Genomic DNA, 23,968 nt, shown 5'->3' on the forward strand with positions numbered 1-23,968 from the left:
TTGGGAAAGCTTCGACTTTGGCGTCTTCCTTGGTGTCATCCTGGACACGCTGGAGCAGCTCCATGCCAAGCTGCTGGTGTGACATTTCACGGCCGCGAAAGCGTAGCGTGACTTTCACCTTGTCGCCATTTTCGATGAACTGATGCACTTTTTTCATCTTCACCATATAGTCATGGTCGTCGATGTTCGGACGCATTTTTATCTCTTTAACGTCCTGTGTTTTCTGGGATTTGCGCGCAGCATTGGCCTTTTTCTGCGCTTCGTATTTGAATTTGCCTACGTCCAGGAATTTGGCAACCGGCGGCTGTGCATTGGGGGAAACCTCGACCAGATCAAGCCCGGCCTCGGCGGCCTGGCGGATAGCATCTTCGGTGCGGAGCACTCCCAGGTTTTCACCCTGATCGTCAATCACGCGAACGGTTGCGGACTGGATAAACTCATTATAGCGGGGGCCGGATTTCGGTGGTGCCGAAGGACCCCGGCGGTTGGATGGCGGACGTATAGCAAATTCTCCTTTGGTTTGTTTCAGTGCTTAAATAGTGATTTCAGACCTTAAAATAAAGGGCGTTTGCGCGAAAACACGCTGACTGCGCCCTTTATGCAACGTTTGTGGGTGACTGTGTATGCCTTGCCAGCTTCAGTTTTGCAGATCCGGTGCAACGGCTTCAGCTTTCAGCATGGCTGTTGCTTCGTCCAGGTCCAGGAACTGCTGTTGCTTGTTGCCAAGCTGCCGCAGGGCGACCGTGCGTTTTTCCGCCTCCTGCTTGCCGATGACAAGCAGGTTGGGGACCTTGGCAAGGCTGTGTTCACGGACTTTATAATTGATCTTTTCGTTGCGCAGGTCGGTTTCAGCACGGATTCCCGCAGCCTGAAGTTGCGCAGCGACTTCCTTTGCATAGTCGTCGGCGTCGGACACAATGGTTGCAACCACTGCCTGTGTCGGCGCGAGCCAGAGCGGCATTTTGCCGGCATAATGTTCGATCAATATACCGATAAAACGTTCATAACTGCCAAATATTGCGCGGTGCAGCATGACCGGGCGATGGCGCTCGCCATCTTCGGCGACATAGCTGGCATCAAGTCGTTCGGGCAGAACGCGGTCGGACTGGATGGTGCCGACCTGCCAGGTGCGACCAATTGCATCGGTCAGGTGCCATTCCAGCTTGGGCGCATAAAATGCGCCTTCGCCAGGGAGCTCTTCCCAGCCATATTCCTCGGTCGCCATGCCTGCGTCAATCACGGCCTGGCGCAGCTCTTCCTCGGCCTTGTCCCAGTCGGCATCGGAACCGAAGCGTTTTTCCGGGCGCAATGCGAGTTTGATGGCATATTTTTCAAAGCCCATATCTTTATAGACCTGATGTGCAAGTTCGCAGAACGCACGGACTTCCTCGACAATCTGGTCTTCACGGCAAAAAATATGCGCGTCATCCTGCGTAAACTGCCGCACCCGCATCAGGCCGTGGAGCGCGCCATGTGGTTCGTTGCGGTGGCAACAACCATGTTCGAACAGCCGCATCGGCAAGTCGCGGTAGCTCTTGATACCCTGACGGAACACCAGCACGTGCGCCGGGCAGTTCATCGGCTTGATCGCCATCATGTCCGCATCGCCGCGAATGACGGGGCCATCGCTTTCAGCGTCGGGTACTTCGTCGGGTACGGCAAACATATTCTCGCTATATTTGCCCCAGTGGCCTGATTGTTCCCATTGTTTCACATCCATCAGCTGCGGCGTTTTGATTTCCTCATAGCCCGCACCATCAATGGCGCGGCGCATATAGGCTTCCAGCTCGCGCCAGATGACAAAACCCTGCGGGTGCCAGAACACGCTACCCTGTGCTTCAGGCTGCAGGTGGAACAGCTCCATTTCCTGTCCCAGCTTGCGGTGGTCGCGCTTGGCCGCTTCCTCAAGCCGCAGCATGTGTGCATTGAGCTGTTTCTTGTTCAGCCAGCCCGTGCCGTAAATACGCGACAGTTGCGGGTTACGCTGGTCACCGCGCCAATAGGCGCCCGACACGCGGGTAAGCTTGAACGCTTTGGGGTCCAGCTTTCCGGTTGAGGCCAGATGCGGCCCCTTGCACATATCCATCCACGCATCCGGCGCGTCCTTCTCGCCCGACCAATAGACCGTGATTTCCTCATCATCGGGCAGCTCTTTCGCCCATTCGGCCTTGAACGCTTCACCGTCTTTTTCCCAGCGTGCAATCAGGTCATCACGGTCCCACGCTTCGCGGACCAGCGGTTTATTGGCGGCGATGATCTTGCGCATTTCCTCTTCGATAAGGGGCAGGTCTTCGTCAGTAAAAGGCCGGTCCTTGGGGGCAAAGTCATAATAAAAACCGTCGTTTGTGGCAGGACCGAAGGTAATTTGCGTGCCTGGAAAAAGCGACTGAACAGCCTCGGCCAGCACATGGGCAAAATCGTGGCGTGCCAGTTCCAGAGCCTCATCCTCATCGCGTGAAGTGATGAGCGCCAGTTCAGCATCCGCTTCCAGCGGGCGGGTAATGTCAATAACCTCGCCATCAACGCGCGCAGCAAGTGCGGCCTTGGCAAGGCCCGGGCCGATATCGGCGGCAATGTCCGCTGGTGTGGTGCCCGGCGCAACATCACGCGAGGAGCCATCGGGAAGTGTAATTTTAATCAGTTCGGTCATGAAAACCCCTAGGCCATAGCGTTATGCGGCTGTCAAGCGTGAGACGCATGGAAATGCAAGCTAAGTTGGTAGCACCGAGCGGGCGGGCTAGATGGGATTGCCTTCCTGATCGCGCAGGACTTCGCGGCGGCCAACGTGGTTGGCGGCACTCACCAGTCCTTCATCCTCCATCCGTTCAATCAAACGCGCGGCGGTATTATAGCCGACACGCAGCTGGCGCTGCAGCCAGCTTGTCGAGGCTTTCTGGCTCTCGAATACCAGCTGACAGGCCTTGCGATACTGCTGTTCTTCTGGGCTGTCGTCGAGTGATGCCCCGTCGAGCGCAAAGCCGCCATCATCGGGTTCTTCGGTGACCGACTGAATATAATCAGGCGCTCCCTGCGCGCGCCAATGGTCGGCTACGTGGCGCACTTCATCATCGGAAACAAATGGGCCGTGCACACGGGTGAGCTGCTTGCCGCCCGGCATATAGAGCATGTCTCCCTTGCCCAACAGCTGCTCGGCGCCCTGTTCGCCCAATATGGTGCGCGAATCGATTTTCGAAGTAACGTGAAAGCTGATCCGGGTCGGCAGGTTGGCCTTGATCACGCCGGTAATGACATCCACCGACGGGCGCTGCGTCGCCATTATGAGGTGGATACCCGCCGCGCGCGCCTTTTGCGCGAGCCGCTGAATCAGGAACTCAACTTCCTTGCCCGCGGTCATCATCAGGTCGGCCAGCTCGTCGACGATAATCACCACTTGCGGCAATGGTTCAAAATCAAGCTGTTCTTCTTCGAATACCGGCTGGCCGGTTTCGGGGTCATACCCGGTCTGCACTTTGCGGCCGAGAGGTGCACCTTTGGCCTTGGCCGCTTTTACTTTTTCGTTGAAGTTGGCGAGGTTGCGCACCGAAATGGAGGACATCATCCGGTAGCGTTCTTCCATCTGTTCGACCGCCCATTTGAGCGCGCGCACAGCCTTGTTGGGCTCTGTCACGACGGGTGACAGCAGGTGCGGAATATCGTCATAAATGCTGAGTTCGAGCATTTTGGGGTCGATCATGATAAGGCGGCACTGGTCGGGTGTGAGCCGATAGAGCAATGACAGGATCATGCAGTTAAGGCCGACCGACTTACCCGCACCGGTCGTACCTGCGACCAGCAGGTGCGGCATGGGTGCAAGGTCGGCAATCACCGAATCGCCGCTGATGTTCTTTCCCAGGATGATTGGTAGTTTCCCGTCATTCTGTGCGAAATTGTCGCTGGCAATCATTTCATGCAGCATGATGAAGTCACGTTCATTATTGGGCAGCTCAATGCCAATCACGTTGCGGCCGGGTATCACGGCCACGCGCGCGGACAGTGCGGACATGTTACGGGCGATGTCCTCGGCCAGGCCGATGACCCGCTGTGCTTTAACGCCAGGCGCTGGCTCCAGCTCGTACATGGTGACGACCGGACCCGGCCGCACCGCCTTGACTTCGCCTTGCACATTAAAATCGCCCAGCACCGATTCAAGCAGCCGGGCATTGCGTTCAAGCGCCACTTTGTCGAGCACCTGTCCGGTTTGTTCGGGCGGCGGATCAAGCAGATCAATGGAGGGCAGGTCGTAACTGCCGAAAAAATCGCCCTGCCGGCTATTGGGACCAAGTGTCGCTTTTTTGGCTGGCAGCGATGGTTCGCTAATCTCTGGTGGTGGGCGGGTGTCGGGCTGCACTGTCTGACGCGGCGCAGCCTTTTTCACTTTGGGTTCGATAATCTGGGTTTCGCCCTTGCCGGTATCTTCAGCGCCGTCTTTGTCACGCGAAAGCGAAATGGCAGGCATCTGTGGCAACTTGAATTCGGGAATGGTGAAGAGCGAGCGCTCAAAGCGGAGCGCCTTGACGGCGAGGAACAGTCCGCCAATGCCCGATAAGGCCATAAGTGCTATCCGGGTCCAATATTGTCCAGCTTCGGCGGGAATAAGTGACATCAGCGCCGCGCTACCGCGTTCGCCGAGCATGCCGGCAAGGCCGCCCCAGCCTGCGGGCAGGCTGCCCGCCGGGCCATTATTGAAAAGGGCAAAGGCCAGCGCCAGCAATAAGATGGCCCCCATCAGCAATAACAGGTCACGTAGCCATTGGGGCTGTGCAAGGTCACGCCAGAGCCGCCGTGCGGTCACATAGATAAAAGGCAGGAACAGCGCAGCAGCAGGGCCGAAAAAGTATAGCGCACGTTCCGATAGCCAGGCACCCGAACGACCCATCCAGTTATCCACCGGCCCGGCGGCTGCGGTGGTGGGCGAGGGGTCCGTCTGGCTATAGCTCAGCAATGCAAGTGTAAAAAACAGCAGGAACAGCGTTAACAGCACGGCTCCGATGAGAGCCATGGAGCGCTTCATGCTTGCGCGCATGACAGTGCGCCAGTCCGGGGCTTTTTCAGCTGCGGCCTTGCTGGCCATAGATATTATCCTTCACGCGCTTTAAGGTGCGCTATATCCATAGCACGGCATGGAGAGTCCGCGTCAAGCGCGCAGTCCGTCCGGCGTTCAAATTTTTACCATTGTTCATGCATTGCATGTACCCTGGATAAAGCCTAATTTGAAACCATCACGGGTCAGCGGAGCGGAAATTAACATGGCAGACGCAGCGAAGCAGGACGGCAACACATCAATGACACGCGACGTCATCATATTAGGCGGCGGTCTGGCAGGCATGACCATGGCACTGTCGCTGGCTGAACATGGTATTACCAGCCACCTGGTCGAAAAGCATGATGCTGAAAACATGCTGGACAGTGCATTTGACGGGCGCACATCTGCGATTATCAGCTCTAGCTGGAACATGCTGAAAGCACTGGGTCTGGATGTAGCGCTGGAGGGGCTGGGCTGCCCCATAAGGCGGATAGAAGTGCGCGAGGGCAGTGAAGGCAAGCCGCTGGATTTCACCCCGGATGACAATGCACTGGGCATGATTTTTGAAAACCAGGCCCTGCGCAGGGCGCTATGGGACAGGGCAGCTGCACATGCGGCGATCAGCACGCATATGGGGCATGGCGTGGCGCTGCGCGATTACGGGGCGCACGGTGTGTCGGCAACGCTGGAAAACGGTGTGCAGCTGACGGGAGCATTGATGGTTGCTGCTGATGGCCGTGCTTCGCCGACGCGAAAGGATGCGGGCATCAACATGGCCGCATGGCGGTATGACCACCGCGCGATCGTAACGGCCATCACCCATGAGAGGCCGCACGACAATATTGCGCATGAGATATTTTTTCCTTCAGGGCCGCTTGCTCTGCTGCCCATGCATGCTGCGCCAGACGGAAAGCACCGTAGCTCGGTTATCTGGACCGTGGCGGAAAAAGATGGCGATGCCATGCTGAAACTGTCGGAGCGGGGCTTTCTTACTGAAATGCAGAAACATATTCAGGGCCTGCTGGGTGACATGTCGCTTGCCGCGCCGCGCGGTGCCTATCCGCTGGGCCTGCATCACACTACGCAGATAACAGCGGGCCGACTGGCGCTGGTGGGGGATAGTGCGCACGGCATCCACCCAATTGCGGGGCAAGGTTTCAACCTGGGCCTGCGCGATATCGCGGCGCTGACCGAGGTGCTGGTTGATGGTGCGCGGTTGGGGCTGGATTATGGCGATGCGCAATTGCTGGATCGCTATGCGGGCTGGCGTAGCCTTGATACATTGATGGTTGCGGCGGCGAGTGACAATTTGACCCGGTTGTTCGGCGTTCCCGGCAAGCTGCCCTCGCTCGTCCGCAAGGCAGGGCTTGCCGCCGTGCAGAACACGCCGCTGCTCAAGTCCATTTTTATGGATGAAGCCCGGGGACGCAGCGGTGAGCTGCCTAAATTATTACAGGGTGCAAGAGTCTGAACCCTCGCGCCCTGCAATTTCGTCTGGGAATTTCCTGATCCCGCGGAAACTTACGTGCCCTGCACGTCTTCTTCTGTCACCGGCACGATCCGTATTTCCACGCGGCGGTTGGCGGCGCGGCCTTCTTCGGTCGTGTTGGTTGCGATGGGCTGGCTTTCACCAAAACCCTGTGTTGCCAAACGTGCGGATTGCACGCCCTGCCCGGTCAGATAGCTGGCTACACTGCCCGCACGGCGTTCGGACAGACCCTGATTATAGCTGTCGCTGCCGGTTGAATCGGTGTGGCCGTATACGTCGATATATGTTTTTTCATATTCCTTGAGCGTGCCGGCGACTTCGGCAAGTGTCGACTGGAAGTTCGGCTGGATGGCCGAACTGTCCACGCCGAAGGTGACCTGTGATGGCATATTGAGAATCAGGCTGTCACCTTCGCGCACAACATCAACGCCTGTGCCTTCGGTTTTGCGCTCCAGTTCTTTTTGCTGCTTATCCAGATAATAGCCAACGCCTGCACCTGCCACCGCGCCAATGCCCGCGCCGAGGATCTTTTCGGTGCGATCACGCCTGCCGCCGACCAAGTCGCCCAGAAAATAGCCGCCCACTGCGCCCGCAACGCCGCCAATGGCAGTTTTGCTAAGGACTTTATTGCCGGTTTCCGGGTTGGTGACACAGGCGCTCAGACCAAGCGCGGCCACTCCCGAAAGCATAATGCTAGTTTTTTTGAATGAATTCATAATTTTATCCTCCATATTCTGGTCCGCATACCCCATATGTGAGGGGAATATTTGTCAGGCATGCAGACATGCCGTATGCGAGGTGAACCCGCGATGAGCGATAAAGTTCTGTAAAATTCAAATCATGCGTTCTAAATAAGCCTTATTCATGCCTGCACTTGATCCTTTCCCATGGTTTGACGCTTTCGTCATTATTGGCCTTGTTTTCCTGAACGGCATTTTTGCCATGTCGGAACTGGCCATTGTGTCCGCGCGCACTGCGCGGCTTAAGGCTATGGCGAAAGACGGGTCAAAGGGCGCGGCCACGGCGATCCGTCTGGCGGCGGATCCGGGTAAATTCCTCTCGACCGTGCAAATCGGCATTACGTTGATCGGCATTGTTGCCGGTGCCTATTCGGGCGCGAGCCTGGGCGGACCGGTTGGCGAACGACTTGCGCGCCTTGGCATGGACGCAGGGTTTGCCCAGACGTTTGGCTTTGCGCTTGTTATCGGGGTGACAACGTTTGCCTCGCTGGTGATTGGCGAGCTTGTCCCGAAACAGATTGCTCTCAGGGCCGGGGAGCGCATTGCCGCGACTATGGCCATTCCGATGGACCTGATGGCGCGCGTCATGGCGCCGATAGTCTGGCTGCTCGACAGCACGAGCGCGCTATTGCTGCGACTGATTGGCATGAAGCGCAGCACGGGCGATCTGGTGACAGCTGAAGAGCTGCATATGATTTTTGCCGAGGCGACCAGGTCCGGCGTTATCGAGGAAAATGAGCGCGCGATTATCTCCGGCGTGGTGCGCCTTGCCGACCGGCCTGTCCGCGAAGTGATGACGCCGCGAACCGAAGTTGACTGGATAGACGTTTCGGCAAGCGAGGAAGAGATTCGTGAGCGCCTGAATACAACATCGCATAACCGCCTGCCGGTGGCGGACGGGTCAGTGGATAATATATTGGGTGTGGTGCAGGTACGCGAAATCATGATGCGAATCATGGACGGCGAACCAGTTGATCTCAGGCAAATGATGCGCCGTGTGGAAATTGTACCTGATCAGGTTGATGCGATGGATGCGCTGCGCGTGTTGCAGCAGGGCGAGATTTCGATGGCGCTGGTGCATGATGAATACGGCCATTTTGACGGGCTGGTGACGCCTGCAGACCTGTTATCTGCAATAGCCGGGCAATTTGCCGAAGATCAGGATGATGGTGAGTTGCCGCAAATGATAGAGCGCAGCGATGGCAGCTATCTGTTGTCCGGTGCACTGCCTGCTGACACGCTGGCTGAGCAACTTGGTCTCGACCTTCCCGATGACCGCGATTATGCGACGGTTGCGGGCTATGCGCTCAATGTGCTGCGCCGCCTTCCAGTGGAGGGGGAAAGTTTCACCGATCAGGACTTTATATTCGAAATCATTGATATGGATGGGCGCAAGATTGATAAGTTGATCGTTACGAGGAATCACCGACAAGGCTGATTTCCCGGCTGGATTCGTGAAATCTAGACTGATTAGCGGCCTTGCCCTGCACCCGCGCCCGGCGCACCCACAGTGCCAATATTGCCGAACAGATCTTCGAAAAAGCTACGATCCCGGCCACGTGTTGGCGTCTTGTCGCCATCGGGAGAAATATTTACGGCCAGTTCGACACCGGTTTTGTCAACGCGTGCCACATTTCCGGCTTGGTCAAAACGTACCCGCATGACCATCTGTTCCCTTGGTTTGGGAGAGCCAAAGGCAAGCTGCCGCATGCTGCGCGAGACATAATACCAGTCATTTTCGCTAAACTGGCCGGTAAAGGTCGGGCGGCCCAGTGTCTGGACTACAGACTGCTTGTTATCCACGCCGGGCTGAATGGAATTCACCAGCACATTATCGATAATATAACCCTGATGCGTTTGGATTTTTGCACAGCCTGAAAGCGCCGGAACCATGGCGGCGGTGACCAGCAACATCGTCATGCGCGATTTGCCACTTAGTGGCTTCATGCTGCGTAAAAAACCCATTTCATTCTCCGTCAATCATCTGCGCGGCAGCCATAGGGCGGTCATGCGCGCATTCTCTTAGCCTGTCCGCTGCGCTTTTGCAGCCTTTATTTGCGAATGCGGCATATCGCCCTATATGACAAGCATCAACATGCGCGCAAAGCGGTTATTTTGGACAGCGGGCATGAATTTTGACTGAATGGATACAGCCATATGGGAATGTTACGGGATTTGCTGCATGGCGGAAAGCCGCCCGAAACGGTGGAGCGCACTTTATACCGCGCCATCATAGCCAAGGGGCGCGAGCCGCACTGGTATGTGGAAGGCGGCGTGCCCGATACGATTGATGGCCGGTTTGCAGCGATTACAGGTGTTTTATGCATGGTGCTGCTGCGTCTGGAGCAGGAACCGGATAAGACGCAGGAAAGCGTATGTCTGACCGAGATTTTTGTTGATGACATGGATGGTCAGTTGCGCGAAATTGGCGTTGGCGACCTGGTTGTCGGCAAACATATGGGGCGGATGATGGGTGCGCTGGGCGGGCGTCTTGGTGCTTATCGCGACGCACTGGCTGCGGGCGATGAACAGGTTTTTCACGATGCCGTGAAGCGTAATTTTTATGATGAAGCACCCGCAGCTACGGCGCTGGCGCACAGTTCAGATGCGCTGCTGGGTTTTTACCAGCACCTGACGGCGCTGGACATTGCCGATATTATGGCGGCGCGTATCTAATGGGCGAATCCATGGAACATATGACATCTGAATTCAGCCGTATTATCGATATTCGCGATATGTCCGGTAAAACGCATGAACTTGTCGCCACACAGCAGGAATGCGCGGCGCTGGCAAAACGGTTCAGCATTGTGTCGCTGGACAGTTTTATGGCGCACCTGGTGCTGGAAAAAGACGGGGCGACTATATTTGCACGCGGGGAAATTTCTGCGGAGCTGCAGCAATTGTGCAGCGTTACGGCAGAGGAATTTCCTGCCATTATGTCCGACGATATCGAGATCCGCTTTGAACCGGAAACTGAAAAGAGCGAAGAAGTAACGCCCGACGAGGAAATCGAGCTGACCGAACAGGATTTTGATGTCGAATATTATACAGGCGATAAAATCGATATCGGCGAAGCGGCCGCGCAGTCACTGGCGGTTGCTATAGATCCTTATCCGCGCGGCCCCCATGCCGATAGTGCGGACGCACGCGCGAATATCTCCACGCCCGAAGACAATAGCCCGTTCGCCGCCCTGAAAAATCTAAAGAAATAGGTTTTTAAAACGAAACGTCCCTAGAACGGAACGTCATCGTCCAGATCGTCGCTGAAACCGCCGCCAGCAGCAGCGCCGCCGGAGCTGCCGCCCTGATTGCCGCCGCCGGTATTGCCCCAGCCATCATTGCCGCCCTGGGCTCCGCCCTGCTGCCCGCCGCCATAGCCGCCGCCACCTTGGCCACCGCCAGCGCTATCGAGCATGGTCAGCGAGCCGCCCATGCCCTGAATCACGACTTCGGTGGAATAGCGGTCATTGCCGGACTGGTCCTGCCATTTGCGGGTTTGCAGCTTGCCTTCGATATAGACTTTGCTGCCTTTTTTCAGATAGCGTTCCACAACACCGATCAGGCCGTCGGAGAAAATCGCCACACTATGCCATTCGGTTTTTTCGCGGCGCTCGCCGGTGTTTTTATCTTTCCAGTTTTCTGATGTGGCGATGCGTAAGTTGGCGACTCGGCCACCATTTTGGAATGAACGGATTTCCGGATCTGCGCCCAGATTACCGATAAGAATGACTTTATTTACGCTGCCCGCCATGTGTGAGAACCCTCTTCAAGAAATGATGTTGAAAAGGGCCTTACCAACCTAGCGCGGTGGCTGTCCAGAAAGTTATCCCCGCCGCGACATAAGCCAGTGCAAAAAGATAGACAGTCATGAATATCGGCCATTTCCACCCATTGGTCTCGCGGCGTGTGACCGCGATGGTGGAAATGCATTGCGGGGCAAACACGAACCAGGCGAGAAAGGCGAGCGCGGTCGGCAGTGACCAGCGCCCCGACAGGCGCTCGCCGAGCTGCTCTGCTTGTTTGTCTTCATCCTCTTCATCAATGGCATAAGTGGTGGCAAGCGCCGCCACGGCGACTTCACGTGCGGCCATGGCGGGGATCAGCGCAAGGGCAATATCACGGCTGAAGCCTATGGGTTTGACTATCGGCTCAATCACACCGGCCACGCGGCCTGCAGCGGAATATTCCGATTGGCTCATATCGCTGCCTACTGGCACTTTGGGAAAGCTGAGCATCAGCCAAAGCACGATAGTCACCGCAAAAATAATCGTACCGGCGCGGCGCAGGAAAACATAGGCGCGCTGCCACAGGCCGAGCAGAACATCGTGCAAACGTGGGAGTTGATATTTTGGCATTTCCATCAGGAAACCGCTAGCAGCACCTTTGGCCACGGTGGAGCGCAGGACGAGCGCCACGACCATCGCGCCAACAATGCCGGCCACATATAATCCGAACAGGACCAGTCCCTGCAGCCCGATGCCCGGTCCGACAGAGTTATTGGGAATGAAAGCGGCGATAATCACGGCGTAAACGGGCAATCGCGCTGAACAGGTCATCAGCGGCGCGACCAATATGGTGGTGAGGCGGTCTTTCGGGTCGGCAATGCTGCGTGTGGCCATGATACCGGGAATAGCGCAGGCAAATGAAGAAAGCAGCGGAATGAAAGAGCGTCCCGACAGCCCGACATAGGCCATGATACGGTCCATGATAAATGCGGCGCGCGCCATATAGCCGCTTGCTTCCATCAGCAGGATGAAAAAGAAAAGGATCAGAATCTGTGGCAGGAAAACAATGACCGAACCGACACCTGCCAGTATGCCATCGACCAGGAAGGAGCGAAAGAGCCCTTCGCCCAGATTACTGACGACCAGATCGGACAGGAAAGCCACGCCCGCTTCCAGCGCATCGGCAAAGGGTGTGGCCCAGCTGAATACCGCCTGGAATATCACGAACAGCAGCGCGAACAGGATGACCGGACCTAAAAAGGGATTGAGCAATATTGCATCGGCACGTTCGGACCAGCGTCGCCCCGCCGTTTCGGACACAATCACTTTGCCAGCAATCTTGTCCGCGATCTTGCGGCGTGATTTCAGGCTGGCTTCGGGTTTTGCTGCATGGGCGGGCACTTTACCAGCGAGCATATTGTCCGTTGCGTTGCGCAGTTCATCTAGCCCGCGGTGGCGTACTGCGACTGTTTCAATCACCGGCACGCCCAGCTCTTGGGCCAGGATATCACCGTCCAGCGTCAGACCATCACGTTGTGCCAAATCCATCATATTCAGCGCGATAATTACCGGGCGGCCCAGCGCAATCACTTCCTGTGCAAACACCAGATGCTGTTCAAGGTTGGCAGCATCGAGCACAAGCACCAGCGCATCAGGGCGGCGTTCGCCTTCCTGATCGCCCAGCACCACATTGCGGGTCACTTCCTCATCGGGGCTGGTGGGGGTCAGGCTATAGCTGCCAGGCAGGTCGATCAGCTCGACCGGGCGTCCATCATCCAGCGCAAAACGACCCGCCTTGCGCTCCACGGTGACACCGGGATAATTGGCGATTTTCTGCCGCGCACCGGTGAGCGCATTGAACAGCGCACTTTTGCCTGCATTGGGGTTGCCCACCAATGCGACAAGGGGAGTATGTGTGGTCAAACCGACTCTGCTCCTGCGGGTGTGTCCATATGGGTTTCAAGCGGCGTCACCGATATCGCGCGGGCATGCGCCCTGCGCAGCGCCACCATCATGCGGCCCACGCGCACAGCCAGCGGGTCGCTGCCGAAAAATACGCCGCGATGCGCGGTTTCAACAGTTGCACCTTCATCAATGCCGAGTGCGCGCAGCCGTTGCCCCTCACTCTCGGAAAGGGCGGACCAGTCTATCGCATCAATATGTGCGCTCTGGTTTTTGGGCAATTGATCTAACAGCATGGAGACTCGATAGGACAGGGTTTGTTATAAATGCAAGTCATTATCAATATGACCGTGCAATGGCCAGCCCATATATTCGGCTATTCAAGAATATTACCGCGCCGGATAGCGCAGACGGCCCAGAAAACGGGTTAGGCTAGGCCGGTTTTTGCTGTTTTTCAGGAACTGGTATTTCACCTTTTCAAACTGCATCACATTGTCGAGTCGGCGGCTGAGAAATTCTTTCGTCTCAATATGATCGTCGCTCTCGTCGCCCAGAAACACCATGACGGTGCTGCTATAGACACCCGATAATATCGTGCGTTTGGTATAATGGTTGTAATCGGTCGCGGTGTCACCTGCGAGACGCCACATCAGGTCTGCGCTGCGCCAGGATGTTTTGGCGGTGCGCATTGCATTGCGGGGATTGGCCATAATTGCCGTCGCACTGCGCAGCGCTTCTTTTGTGCCGGTGACGGCATCAAGGCGAAATTCAACCAGTACGCGAATACGTTCACGGATTTTCATATCGGCAAGTTTTTCTTGTGGATATGCCTCGATCATGCGTACATCGATATTGCTGATCCACGCATCAACCATGTCGACCGCCCCGCCAGAATAAGCGAGCCGCGCGACATCGGTATCAACGCCATGTGCCCCCGCTGCATTCTCAAGTGCTTCTTCGCCCCATCCGTCAAACACGGCTTCCTCAGCAATATGCGGCGCGAGGAATGCGCGAATCTCGTCTAGCGTTGGCTCGTCTGGCAAAGCGGTGATGCGTGCGGGCTTATACATAAGGCGATGTTCCAATCTAGGTGCGGTGAATCCAAAATAGGCTTTTTGTGGCTATCTGCAACCAAATCTTGGGCGGCAGACAGCAGGATTATCTTGCACATCAATGCAGGCGGCATATGTTCAGTATCAAACAGAAACCTATAGCCCGAGCGAGGAATAGACCATTGCCCACATTATTTGACCCCGTGAAAGTCGGCGCAATCGACGCGCCCAACCGCATTTTCATGTCACCGCTGACACGCTGCCGCTCCACGATGGCGCATGTGCCAACACCGATTATGGGCGAATATTATGCGCAGCGCGCGAGTGCGGGTGTGATTATCAGCGAAGCAACAGGTATCAGCCAGGAAGGCCTGGGCACACCGTTTGCGCCGGGCATATGGAATGAAGAGCAGACCGAGGCATGGAAGCCGGTTGTCGAACAGGTACACGAAGCGGGCGGGCGTATTATCTGCCAGCTCTGGCATATGGGCCGGATCGTGCATCCCGACTTTCTGAATGGCGAAAAACCGGTGTCATCCTCTGCGACAACTGCACCTGGCCATGTCCGCACCTATCAGGGCAAAAAGGCGTATGAAGAAGCGCGACCGCTGCGCGCCGACGAAATGCCGCGTCTGCTCGACGATTATGCGTGGGCCACGGAAAATGCGAAAAAAGCCGGATTTGACGGTGTGCAACTCCATGCCGCCAATGGCTATTTGATTGACCAGTTTATCCGCAGCGGTACGAACCAGCGCGATGATGATTATGGCGGCGGAATCGAAAACCGCATCCGGTTGCTGGGTGAAGTAACCAGGCGGCTGGTGGAGACGTGGGATTCGGACCATGTCGCGGTGCGGCTCTCGCCTAATGGTGATTCGCAGGGCGCGGACGATGCCACGCCGAATGAAACATTTACCGCAGCGGCCAAATTGCTGGACAGCATTGGCATTGCGTTTTTGGAACTGCGCGAACCGCCAGTCCATGGCACTTATGGTAATACCGATGTACCCGCAGTCAGCCCGCATATCCGCCCCGCGATTGAAACGCCGCTCGTGCTCAACAGCGACTATTTCTATGATAATGCAAGCGAGGCCTTGGCCAAGAACCGTGCCGATGCAATCAGTTTTGGGCGGACCTTCATGACCAACCCCGACCTGCCTGCACGGTTCAAAGCGGGTGCGGAGCTGAATCCTATCGATTTTACGCCGACATGGTATAGTCAGGGCGCGGAGGGATATACCGATTATCCCGCGATGGAAGAAGCAAAGCTGGGCGCGGCTTGATACCTCACCCGCTCAGGCTGAGCGGGATAAGGAGTAGTTTCATTGATATTTACCCAAAATAGCTTGGTGATAGGCCTGATGCTGGTGGCAATATTCCTGTCATTGGCCATTGCCGAGCGGGTCTGGGCAAAACGCATACTTACACAAAACCGCTGGGTCCGCTGGCGTACCCATGCGGGCTTTGCGGCGGTGAATATGCCGCTGGAAAAACTGGTGCAGTTTGTTGTGCTGGGTGGCCTTTACGCACTGGTCAGTGGCCATGCTGATGGCCGGTTTGGCCTGTTGCAATGGACAGACTGGCCCGTCTGGCTGGAATGGACGATAGCAATATTTGCACTCGATTTCGCGGTCTGGATACAGCATGTCGCCACGCATAAAATCCCGCTGCTCTGGCGGTTGCACAGGGTGCACCACGCCGACCGTGATTTTGATATCACCACCGCGCTGCGTTTTCATCCGCTGGAGATAGCCTTGTCGATGGTGTACAAAATGGTTGTGGCGGTTTTGCTCGGCGTTCCGCTGGGCGCGCTGATCCTGTTTGAGCTGCTGCTATCGCTCTTTCCGCTGTTTAACCATGCCAATCTGGCACTGCCTGGATGGCTTGATCGCACCCTGCGCTGGATTGTCGTGACGCCCGATATGCACCGCGTGCATCACAGCACTGTTCCACATGAAACAAACAGCAATTATGGGTTTTACTTTTCCTTCTGGGACCGGATATTCGGTGTGTACCGTGCGGAGCCAGAGGCGGGACAGCAGGGCATGACGGTCGGGCTGTCTGAATATCAAACCGGTGAACCGACTGGTTTTACATGGAGCATGTTGCTGCCTTTTCGGCGTTGAAATAACCTGCATAGAATGCCGCACTGCACAATAATGCTTGCTATTTTTGCGCATAGCCCCCATCTGCACCCTTACCAACGCGGGTGGCGAGCGGATACACCGCCGCAGTATCGGCAGCGTGAGCGTCTTGAAGTGAGGAAAACCCCCACCGACAGGTCCGGCCGATCGAACATCATCGCGCAGGCTTTTTTAAAGCCGAAGCTTCCCTATTCACGCGGGTCGTTTCTTGAACAAGCACCGCCGTAACGTGTTTTCGGACATGACGTTGCTGAACAAGGATTTAACCCGCAATACGTCCGCCATTCCGGCGGGACGATTGCCTCATATTATAGAGATTACTACATGAGTTATTTTAACGAGCTTGGCCTTGCCGAGCCTATCCTCCGCGCCCTGAAGTCAAAGGGCTATGACACACCAACGCCGATCCAGCGTGACGCTATTCCGGCACTGCTTGAAGGCCGCGATCTGTGCGGCATCGCGCAGACCGGCACCGGCAAAACCGCTGCATTTTCACTGCCCTCGCTGCATCATCTTGCGAACGGGGAAGGGCGTCCACCACGCTTTCACAGCTGCCGCATGCTGGTATTGTCGCCGACACGTGAATTGGCGGCGCAGATTGCCGACAATATGCGCGGCTATGCCCGCTTCCTGGGTCTTTCGGTGGATGTCGTCTTTGGCGGCGTGCCCATTAATCGCCAGATCAAGAAAATCGGCAATGGCACAGATGTATTGGTGGCCACGCCGGGCCGCCTGCTTGACCTGATTCAACAGGGGATTATCCATCTGCGCGGTGTCGAGATCTTCGTGCTCGACGAAGCTGACCAAATGATGGACTTGGGCTTTATCAATGACCTGAAGCGTATCGACAAAATGCTGCCGAAAAAACGCCAAAGCCTGTTCTTCTCGGCCACGATGCCTAAGGCCATTGCCGATCTGGGCAGCCGTTTCCTCGATAATCCGTTGCGCGTCGAAGTCGCGCCGCAATCGACCACGGCAGAGCGCGTGACGCAGTATATGACCTTCATCAATCAGAAGGAAAAGCAGGCGCTGCTGACGCTCAAGCTGCAAAGCGAAGAGATTGAGCGCGCCCTGGTATTCACGCGCACCAAACATGGCGCTGACCGTGTTGTCCGGCATTTGCAGGGCGCGGACCTGCCTGCCGCCGCCATTCACGGCAATAAGAGTCAGAATCAGCGCACCACGGCGCTGCAGGGTTTCCGTGACGGGCGCATCAAGATACTGGTCGCCACCGATATTGCTGCACGCGGCATTGACGTGTCGGGGGTCAGCCATGTGTTCAACTTTGAAATCCCCAATGTGGCCGAACAATATGTGCACCGCATTGGCCGCACCGCACGCGCTGGTGCAGACGGCATCGCGATCAGTTTCGTAGCGCCGGACGAAAAGCCATATATCCGTGATATCGAACGGCTGACGGGCGAACGGATCGAGAAAGTCGGCCTGCCTGAAAACTTTATGGCATTGGCCGAAGCGTTACCGAAACCTGTACGTACGCCGCCACGCGGCCATGGCCGAGGTGGTCCTGGACGCGGCAATCAAGGCGGACGCGGCAAACCCGGCGGTGGCCGCGGACGCGGTGGAAAGCCACAAGGCAAAGGCCCAAATAATCACGTGCAAAAGGGTGAACGCAGCGAAGGCGGCAATAGCGGCGGTCCGAAAAAACCGCATTGGCGCAACCGCAAAAAAGGTGGTGTGGGCGCACATAAGGGGCGAGTGAAGCCTTCTTCTTAAACCCTCTCCGATTGGGAAAGGGCTTTAGGTTTTAATGCCTAAAATGCCGCATGCCCGTGAAGACCATCGCCAGTCCTGCTTCATCGGCGGCGGCGATGACTTCGTCGTCGCGGATGGAGCCGCCGGGTTGAATGACGGCGGTTGCACCTGCTTCGGCGGCGGAGAGTAACCCGTCGGCGAACGGGAAGAACGCGTCTGATGCCACGGCGGAACCGTTGGTGCGCGGCGCGTCCCAACCATAGATTTCGGCGGCCTCGGCTGCCTTGGCGGCGGCAATGCGCGCGCTGTCACGGCGGTTCATCTGGCCCGCGCCAATGCCTGCGCTCACGCCGTTTTTCACATAAACAATTGCATTTGATTTGACGTGTTTCGCCACCGTCCATGCGGTCAGGCAGTCTTTCAGTTCCTGTTCGCTAGGCGCGCGCTTGGTGACCGTCTTAAGCTCGGTTTCACTGATCTGGCCATTGTCACGGCTCTGAACAAGCCAACCGCCGGCTATGGTCTTCATCATCAACCCGCCGCGTGCCGGATCGGAAAATTCACCGGTAAGCAACAGGCGGAGATTTTTCTTTTTCGCGAAAACCGCTTTGGCCTCGTCGCTCGCGTCAGGCGCAGCGACGACTTCGGTGAAAATCTCGGTAATTGCCGCGGCGGTTGCGGCGTCCAATGGCTGGTTGCACGCGACGATCCCGCCAAAGGCTGATACGCTGTCGCATTTCAATGCCGCCTCATACGCCTCCAGCAAAGTATCGCCGCTGGCCACACCGCATGGATTGGCATGTTTGACAATCACTACTGTAGGCGGACCATCCGCAAATTCGCTGACCAGTTCGAGCGCGGCATCGGCATCGTTATAATTATTATAACTGAGTTCCTTGCCCTGTAGCTGCTCGGCCTGCGCAATGCCGCGCGCATGCGGGCCAACAGGCAGGTAGAGCGCGGCTTTCTGGTGCGGATTTTCGCCGTAGCGCAGCTCTGCGCCGCGCTGGATGGTGACGGGCAGCGTATCCGGGAACATCTGCCCCTGATCGCCAAAGGCAAACCACTGCGCGATCATGCTGTCATAAGCCGCAGTCGCAGCAAAGGCTTTCGCCGCCATGCGCTTGCGGAAGTCAAGCGATGTACTGCCAGCTTTGCTGCCCAATTCGGCGTGGAGCTCTGCATAGTCGGACGGGTCGGTCACGATGGTTACATATTCATGGTTCTTGGCCGAAGAACGTACCATGGAGGGCCCGCCAATATCGATATTTTCAATCACTTCGGATCGGTCCGCGCCCCTGGCCACGGTTTCGGCAAACGGATAGAGATTGACTACCACCAGGTCGATGCCGCCAATATCATGATCTTCCATCGCGGCGGCATGCTGCGCATTGTCGCGCACCGCGAGCAGGCCCCCATGCACTTTGGGGTGCAGCGTTTTAACGCGCCCATCCATCATTTCGGGAAATCCGGTGAGTTCGGAAATATCGCGCACGGCCAGCCCTGCATCGCGCAGCGCCTTTGCCGTGCCGCCGGTTGAAACCAGTTCCACGCCCATACCGGCCAGTATTTTGCCAAGCTCTGCCAGCCCGCTCTTATCCGATACTGATAAAAGCGCGCGCCTGATTTTCATATCTGTCACTGAAAGCTACCCCATTTTTTTGATGACCCAGCCATAGCTGCCGCCACCTTGTGTCACTGTTCCTGGTATGATGATCTGCTGTGTCGGATGCGGCCGCCCGCGCCCGTCAATCCAGATGCTGTCGCCAATCTCCAGCGGCTGGCCCGGCGCGCGCAGCTGCCACAGGCTGCCGTCTTCGATGCGCATCAGCGCGCCTTGCCCATCGCTGGTCAGATGTGCCTCGACTCCCAGCCCCAGATGGAACCGGATAGCAAACCCGGTATCGCCGGTTCCGGATTTGCGCTTGCGTCCGCGCTTCGTGACTGCGGGGATCAGCATGTCTTCACCGCGGACCTCGCTGCCATCGCTGCGCACCAGCATGATGCGGCGGTGGATCAGGCCATAGCGTTCACCATAGCCATCATGGCTCATTTCCAGCCGGGTGGCATTTTCAATTTCGCGCCGGTCAAGCTCGACCTCGTTGACGCCGCGGCCTAACTTGCCGTGGCCCAAAATGGCGGTGCTGTTATGGTCATCCAGGCACAATGTGCTGTGCGCCGCCGTGGCGCGCAGTCCTTTGGAAAGGCCCGCTGGAACCAGCGCTCCCGTCATCGCCGCGCCACCGCAATTGACGATGATACGCTGATGCCCGTGCGACATTTCAAACCCGAGCGTGGAGGCGCAGCCGGTAACGGCATGGCGGGCGAGCGGCGGTGTACCCGCATCAACCAGCACCACGCTCTGTCCCGCTGGAATACGCTGATATCCCCAATGTCGCGCATCGCGCAACGGTCTTGCGCGTACGCCGCTGGCTTCGACAATCTGTGCCACCTGATCTGCGGCCCTGCCGGGCGCGCCCTGCCAGCTGCCGAGGCTGCCGTCTTGGTGAGTGATGCCCTGCAATGCAGGCACGGCTTTGCCCAGCGCCTCGTGCAGCGGCGCATAGACAGGCTCTTTCATCGCAGCGTAAAACGATTGCAGCATGGTGAGTAATGAAATCGCCTCCATCTGCACCAGCGGTGCGCGTGACATGACGCCGCCATCGGCTTCAAACATTTTGGACAACGCACGCTTCAGACCCGCCTCGCCAAATATCTGGCGAGGCTTGCCATCGGGAATGATAAGCGATGCGGCGACAACCCCGCACCATGCGGTCAGGCGCGGCAGGCCTTCCTCCGCCTTGTCGGCGCAATGGTCAAGGTGACGGGCGGTACGCGCCATATTGCGCAAAACGCGTGAACGGTAAATCAGGTCACGGCTGGACAGGATGAGCGGCGCGTGCGCGGCCCAGAACAATATGCGCGCACCTGCATATTCGGGGAGCCATGCCGGGTCGCTTACTTTTTCTGCATGCGCGTCGAGCCACCGCACCATCAGTTTTTCGGCAATCGGTGCAACATCTTCACGCGGGCCTGCGGCGGCCAGGTCGCGCAGCCAGCGAAAACTGTGAATATATTCTACAAAGAGTGGCGGCAGTTTAAGGTCTGTAAAATCAATGCCCGACAAAGGCTGTTTCATACCGTTATGCAGGAAATGCCCGGCGCGGATCGCCATGCCGCGTGTCTTGTTGCCCGTCAGCGGGTCATCCGGCTTGGCGAGCAGGCGCAGCGGTGAACGCCCTTTCAGCCGCAGGCGGTGCAGTGGGGTGCGCCATGTCAGTCGGTGGAAATAGTGCAGTGCCTTGTCCGCAAAAGTTTCGCCCAGGTCACTATTGTCACGGATCATCAGCTCGCGGCCATTGCCGGTTTCGCCTTGCTGCTGCCCGCTGGCAATCGCCATGTTGGCATCGCAGGCGTTTTTCAGCATGAACGGCGCGCTATCCGCTTCACCTGACATATCATCGGGCGCATCCATATGCTCCGGTTTGACAAGGTCGGATGACAGGTCGGTCATAAGCCCTTCAGCACCTTTATATTTTCGGCATATTTGCCGGGCCCACCGCGGAAAGTAGCTGTGCCGGCAACCAGCACATCGGCGCCTGCGCCAATTGCCAGCGGCGCCGTTTTGACGTCAACGCCGCCATCGACTTCAAGGTGGATATCACGGCCTGTGGCATCGATTTTGCGGCGGATCGCCTCAATCTTGCGCAGTTGGCTATCGATAAAGCTCTGCCCGCCAAAACCGGGATTGACGCTCATCACCAGCACCAGGTCGACATCATCGATAATATAATCAAGCACGCTTTCATGGGTGGCGGGGTTGAGCACCACGCCCGCTTTTTTGCCCAGCGAGCGGATATGCTGCAACGTGCGGTGGATATGCGGGCCCGCTTCGGGATGCACGGTGATGATGTCCGCACCGGCCTGTGCAAAGGCATCCAGATATGTATCCACCGGCGATATCATCAGGTGCACGTCAAACGGTTTTTTGGTGTGCGGCCGTAGCGCTTTTACAACCGCAGGCCCGATGGTGATATTCGGTACGAAATGTCCGTCCATCACATCGACATGAATCCAGTCGCATCCCGCGGCATCAATAGCGCGGATTTCCTCGCCCAATTTTGCAAAATCGGCGGATAAAATGGATGGAGCGATAAGCGGTGCGGTGGCCATGTATGAATCCCTACCGAATCGCGCGAATCCCGACAAGCGCGTTCGCCGCGTTTTTCCACATGTTTCGCCGCATATTGCGGCTTCTCGCGTTAAACAAGGGCTATATGTTGAATCTTTCTTTAGTTTCTTTGACCGCCTCACGGCGATAAACCTGCACTGGTCCCAGCACATCTTCATTATCGCATAAATAGGTAAAACCCAGTTTTTCGGCGACGCGGATTGATGCTTTATTGGCGTGATCGATAATGCAGCGGATTTCTTTAACGTCCAGATGCGCATCAGCCCAACTCAAAATGACCTGCATCGCTTCGGTGGCATAGCCTTTATTCCATGCTGATGGTGCAAAAGCCCATCCCGCTTCGGGATAACCCTCCAGTTCAGCCACACCGCGTTCAAAATTGGCGAGACCGCCTGTGCCCAGATAAACCCCTGTTTCTTTATCCAGAAATGACCAATATCCATAACCTAACAAATGCCAAAGGCCTGGCGCGCCTATAAACCTGCGCCAGCTTTCGTCACGCGGACGCGGCTTGCCGCCGCCGATAAAAGCAGTGAGCTCTGGGTTCCCCCACATTGCAGCATGTTCTTCCCAGTGATCAAGTGATACCGGCTCTATGCTTAGTCGCTCGGTGGTAAGTAAGGGTGCTTGCATAAGCCTATCTTTCGCTGCGCTTTAGCCGGACCATGAAGAATCCATCGAGCCCGCCCTTGTCCGCGAGCATGCCGGGCAGGGTGCGGACCCATCCGCCGGTATCCGCAGTGACGCCATCGGGCAGTTCATCCTGGGCGACAGGAACAACGGACATATCCTCATGCATGGTGAGGAACTCTTCGAGCTGCACCTCGCCTTCATCGCGTTCGAGCGAACAGGTGGCATAGACCATCACGCCGCCGGGTTTCAGCCAGCGCGCGGCGCGGGCCATCAGCTCATGCTGAATATCGGACAGGTCGATAATATCGGCCCCGCTGACCCGGTGCAACACATCGGGATGGCGCCGGAAAATGCCGGTGGCACTGCACGGCGCGTCGAGCAATATCGCATCGACCGGTTCTTTCGGTTCCCATTGCAGCACATCTGCTGTGAGCGTTTTGGCGGGCAGGCCTGTGCGTTTCAGATTCTGTTCCAGTCGCCCCAGCCGCTTTTGTGATTTATCGATTGCGGTGACGTTCCAGCCTTGCGCGGCCAGTTGCATAGTCTTGCCGCCCGGCGCCGCGCACAGGTCGAGCACATCGTGGCCCTCCCCCTTGCCGAGCAGGCGTGCTGGCAGTGATGCGGCAAGATCCTGCACCCACCATTTGCCCGCGTCAAAACCTGGCAGGCTTTCAATAGCGCTGCCACGGGGCAGGCGGAGGTGGCCGGGCATCAGGGCGATAGCGTCCATATCTTTGGCCATGTCTTTGGCCATGTCTTTGGCAAGTGTTTCGGCATCTGCGTGATCGCGCAGCACCAGGTCGAGCGGGGGTGGTTCGGCCATGGCTTTGGCGGCGGCCAGGGCCATGTCATTACCCCATTGCGCTTCCCAGCGGTCGCTGACATCATGCGGCAATGTGGGTGTGTCCGGCAGGCTGGCCTCACCGCGCATCAACGTGCCGAAGACGCCGTGTACCAGCCGTTTCGGGCCGCCTTGCACCAGCGGCAAAGCGGTGGCTATGGCTGCATGCGGCGGGGTTTTCAGTACAAGCACCTGCGCGAGAGCGATGCGCAGCACCATTTTTGCTTTGACGTCATGGTCGAGCGGCTTGCGTGTGGCGCTGTCGATCAATGCGTCGAGATCGACATTCCAGCGTAGCACTTCGGACGCAATGGCAATGGCCAGCGCGCGGTCTGCGCGGTCCCTGATACCCTGACACGCGGCATGGCTGGCGCGGTCGAGCGGTTCGCCGCGGCGATAGACAGCGTCGAGCATTTTGAGTGCGGCGCGGCGTGCAGGCAGGCCAGGAACCTGTGAGTTTTGTGTGCGGTTATTCATAGCTGCCGCTGTAGCTCAAGCCATGCACCCTGGATAG

The 23,968-nt window shown here is 57.2% G+C and carries 21 protein-coding genes; 7 read left to right on the top strand and 14 right to left on the bottom strand.

Annotated elements, in window-relative coordinates; genetic code table 11:
* From infC to G6Q15_RS09995, 3 genes are all read right to left on the bottom strand, one after another.
* On the bottom strand, positions 1-502 hold a 502-nt coding region (infC, locus tag G6Q15_RS09985), incomplete at its 3' end, for a translation initiation factor IF-3 (RefSeq protein ID WP_164118441.1).
* A 135-nt stretch (positions 503-637) separates the two neighbouring features.
* On the bottom strand, positions 638-2,650 hold the full coding sequence (thrS, locus tag G6Q15_RS09990) for a threonine--tRNA ligase (RefSeq protein ID WP_164118335.1): 2,013 nt from the start codon (positions 2,648-2,650) through the stop codon (positions 638-640).
* Positions 2,651-2,737: 87 nt separating this feature from the next.
* Positions 2,738-5,071: a DNA translocase FtsK 4TM domain-containing protein gene (locus G6Q15_RS09995; protein ID WP_164118337.1), complete on the bottom strand. Its 2,334-nt coding sequence runs from the start codon at positions 5,069-5,071 to the stop codon at positions 2,738-2,740.
* Positions 5,072-5,282: 211 nt separating this feature from the next.
* On the opposite strand from G6Q15_RS09995, the gene G6Q15_RS10000 reads away from it, so the two are divergent.
* Positions 5,283-6,494 (top strand): FAD-dependent monooxygenase, encoded by a 1,212-nt coding sequence (locus G6Q15_RS10000; protein WP_164118442.1) that lies wholly within the window; start codon positions 5,283-5,285, stop codon positions 6,492-6,494.
* 50 nt (positions 6,495-6,544) lie between these two features.
* On the opposite strand, the gene G6Q15_RS10005 is transcribed toward G6Q15_RS10000, so the two are convergent.
* Complete coding sequence (locus G6Q15_RS10005) at positions 6,545-7,228, bottom strand: OmpA family protein (RefSeq protein ID WP_164118339.1); 684 nt, start codon at positions 7,226-7,228, stop codon at positions 6,545-6,547.
* Between the two features lie 148 nt (positions 7,229-7,376).
* On the opposite strand from G6Q15_RS10005, the gene G6Q15_RS10010 reads away from it, so the two are divergent.
* The gene (locus G6Q15_RS10010) at positions 7,377-8,690 is read left to right on the top strand and encodes a hemolysin family protein (RefSeq protein ID WP_164118341.1); all 1,314 of its coding nucleotides are present in this window, start codon (positions 7,377-7,379) and stop codon (positions 8,688-8,690) included.
* Positions 8,691-8,722: 32 nt separating this feature from the next.
* Here the strand turns inward: G6Q15_RS10010 and bamE are convergent, their stop codons facing one another.
* Positions 8,723-9,217, bottom strand: coding sequence for an outer membrane protein assembly factor BamE (gene bamE, locus G6Q15_RS10015; protein ID WP_345940296.1), 495 nt, complete (start codon positions 9,215-9,217; stop codon positions 8,723-8,725).
* Between the two features lie 198 nt (positions 9,218-9,415).
* On the opposite strand from bamE, the gene G6Q15_RS10020 reads away from it, so the two are divergent.
* Entirely contained in the window at positions 9,416-9,928 is a 513-nt protein-coding gene (locus tag G6Q15_RS10020) for a ubiquinol-cytochrome C chaperone family protein (RefSeq protein WP_164118447.1), read from the top strand.
* Positions 9,929-9,948: 20 nt separating this feature from the next.
* Positions 9,949-10,464 (top strand): YceD family protein, encoded by a 516-nt coding sequence (locus tag G6Q15_RS10025; RefSeq protein ID WP_164118449.1) that lies wholly within the window; start codon positions 9,949-9,951, stop codon positions 10,462-10,464.
* A gap of 20 nt (positions 10,465-10,484) precedes the next feature.
* Here the strand turns inward: G6Q15_RS10025 and ssb are convergent, their stop codons facing one another.
* From ssb to G6Q15_RS10045, 4 genes are all read right to left on the bottom strand, one after another.
* Positions 10,485-11,003, bottom strand: coding sequence for a single-stranded DNA-binding protein (gene ssb, locus G6Q15_RS10030; RefSeq protein ID WP_164118343.1), 519 nt, complete (start codon positions 11,001-11,003; stop codon positions 10,485-10,487).
* Positions 11,004-11,043: 40 nt separating this feature from the next.
* The gene (locus G6Q15_RS10035; protein WP_164118345.1) at positions 11,044-12,900 is read right to left on the bottom strand and encodes a ferrous iron transporter B; all 1,857 of its coding nucleotides are present in this window, start codon (positions 12,898-12,900) and stop codon (positions 11,044-11,046) included.
* On the bottom strand, positions 12,897-13,175 hold the full coding sequence (locus G6Q15_RS10040) for a FeoA family protein (RefSeq protein ID WP_164118347.1): 279 nt from the start codon (positions 13,173-13,175) through the stop codon (positions 12,897-12,899). The genes G6Q15_RS10035 and G6Q15_RS10040 overlap by 4 nt, the downstream gene beginning before the upstream one ends.
* 93 nt (positions 13,176-13,268) lie before the next feature.
* Positions 13,269-13,949: a COQ9 family protein gene (locus G6Q15_RS10045; RefSeq protein WP_164118349.1), complete on the bottom strand. Its 681-nt coding sequence runs from the start codon at positions 13,947-13,949 to the stop codon at positions 13,269-13,271.
* Positions 13,950-14,113: 164 nt separating this feature from the next.
* Between G6Q15_RS10045 and G6Q15_RS10050 the strand changes: the two genes are divergently transcribed.
* The 3 genes from G6Q15_RS10050 to G6Q15_RS10060 all read left to right on the top strand — a co-directional run bounded on the left by G6Q15_RS10050 (position 14,114) and on the right by G6Q15_RS10060 (position 17,809).
* Positions 14,114-15,214 (top strand): alkene reductase, encoded by a 1,101-nt coding sequence (locus tag G6Q15_RS10050; protein ID WP_164118351.1) that lies wholly within the window; start codon positions 14,114-14,116, stop codon positions 15,212-15,214.
* Between the two features lie 42 nt (positions 15,215-15,256).
* On the top strand, positions 15,257-16,057 hold the full coding sequence (locus tag G6Q15_RS10055) for a sterol desaturase family protein (protein WP_240330842.1): 801 nt from the start codon (positions 15,257-15,259) through the stop codon (positions 16,055-16,057).
* A 342-nt stretch (positions 16,058-16,399) separates the two neighbouring features.
* Complete coding sequence (locus G6Q15_RS10060; protein ID WP_164118352.1) at positions 16,400-17,809, top strand: DEAD/DEAH box helicase; 1,410 nt, start codon at positions 16,400-16,402, stop codon at positions 17,807-17,809.
* Positions 17,810-17,840: 31 nt separating this feature from the next.
* Here G6Q15_RS10060 and purH read toward each other — a convergent pair whose 3' ends face one another.
* The 5 genes from purH to G6Q15_RS10085 form a co-directional block, all read right to left on the bottom strand.
* Complete coding sequence (purH, locus tag G6Q15_RS10065; RefSeq protein WP_164118354.1) at positions 17,841-19,430, bottom strand: bifunctional phosphoribosylaminoimidazolecarboxamide formyltransferase/IMP cyclohydrolase; 1,590 nt, start codon at positions 19,428-19,430, stop codon at positions 17,841-17,843.
* A gap of 6 nt (positions 19,431-19,436) precedes the next feature.
* Positions 19,437-21,302, bottom strand: coding sequence for a heparinase II/III family protein (locus tag G6Q15_RS10070; protein WP_240330843.1), 1,866 nt, complete (start codon positions 21,300-21,302; stop codon positions 19,437-19,439).
* Positions 21,299-21,961: a ribulose-phosphate 3-epimerase gene (gene rpe / locus G6Q15_RS10075; RefSeq protein ID WP_164118356.1), complete on the bottom strand. Its 663-nt coding sequence runs from the start codon at positions 21,959-21,961 to the stop codon at positions 21,299-21,301. Before rpe ends, G6Q15_RS10070 begins: the two co-directional genes overlap by 4 nt.
* A 100-nt stretch (positions 21,962-22,061) precedes the next feature.
* The gene (locus G6Q15_RS10080; RefSeq protein ID WP_164118358.1) at positions 22,062-22,613 is read right to left on the bottom strand and encodes a GNAT family N-acetyltransferase; all 552 of its coding nucleotides are present in this window, start codon (positions 22,611-22,613) and stop codon (positions 22,062-22,064) included.
* Positions 22,614-22,617: 4 nt separating this feature from the next.
* Positions 22,618-23,931, bottom strand: a complete 1,314-nt coding sequence (locus G6Q15_RS10085) for an RsmB/NOP family class I SAM-dependent RNA methyltransferase (protein WP_164118359.1) — start codon at positions 23,929-23,931, stop codon at positions 22,618-22,620.
* Positions 23,932-23,968 lie beyond the last annotated feature (37 nt).

The organism is Sphingorhabdus sp. Alg239-R122, assembly GCF_900537065.1.
Classification (GTDB): domain Bacteria; phylum Pseudomonadota; class Alphaproteobacteria; order Sphingomonadales; family Sphingomonadaceae; genus Alg239-R122.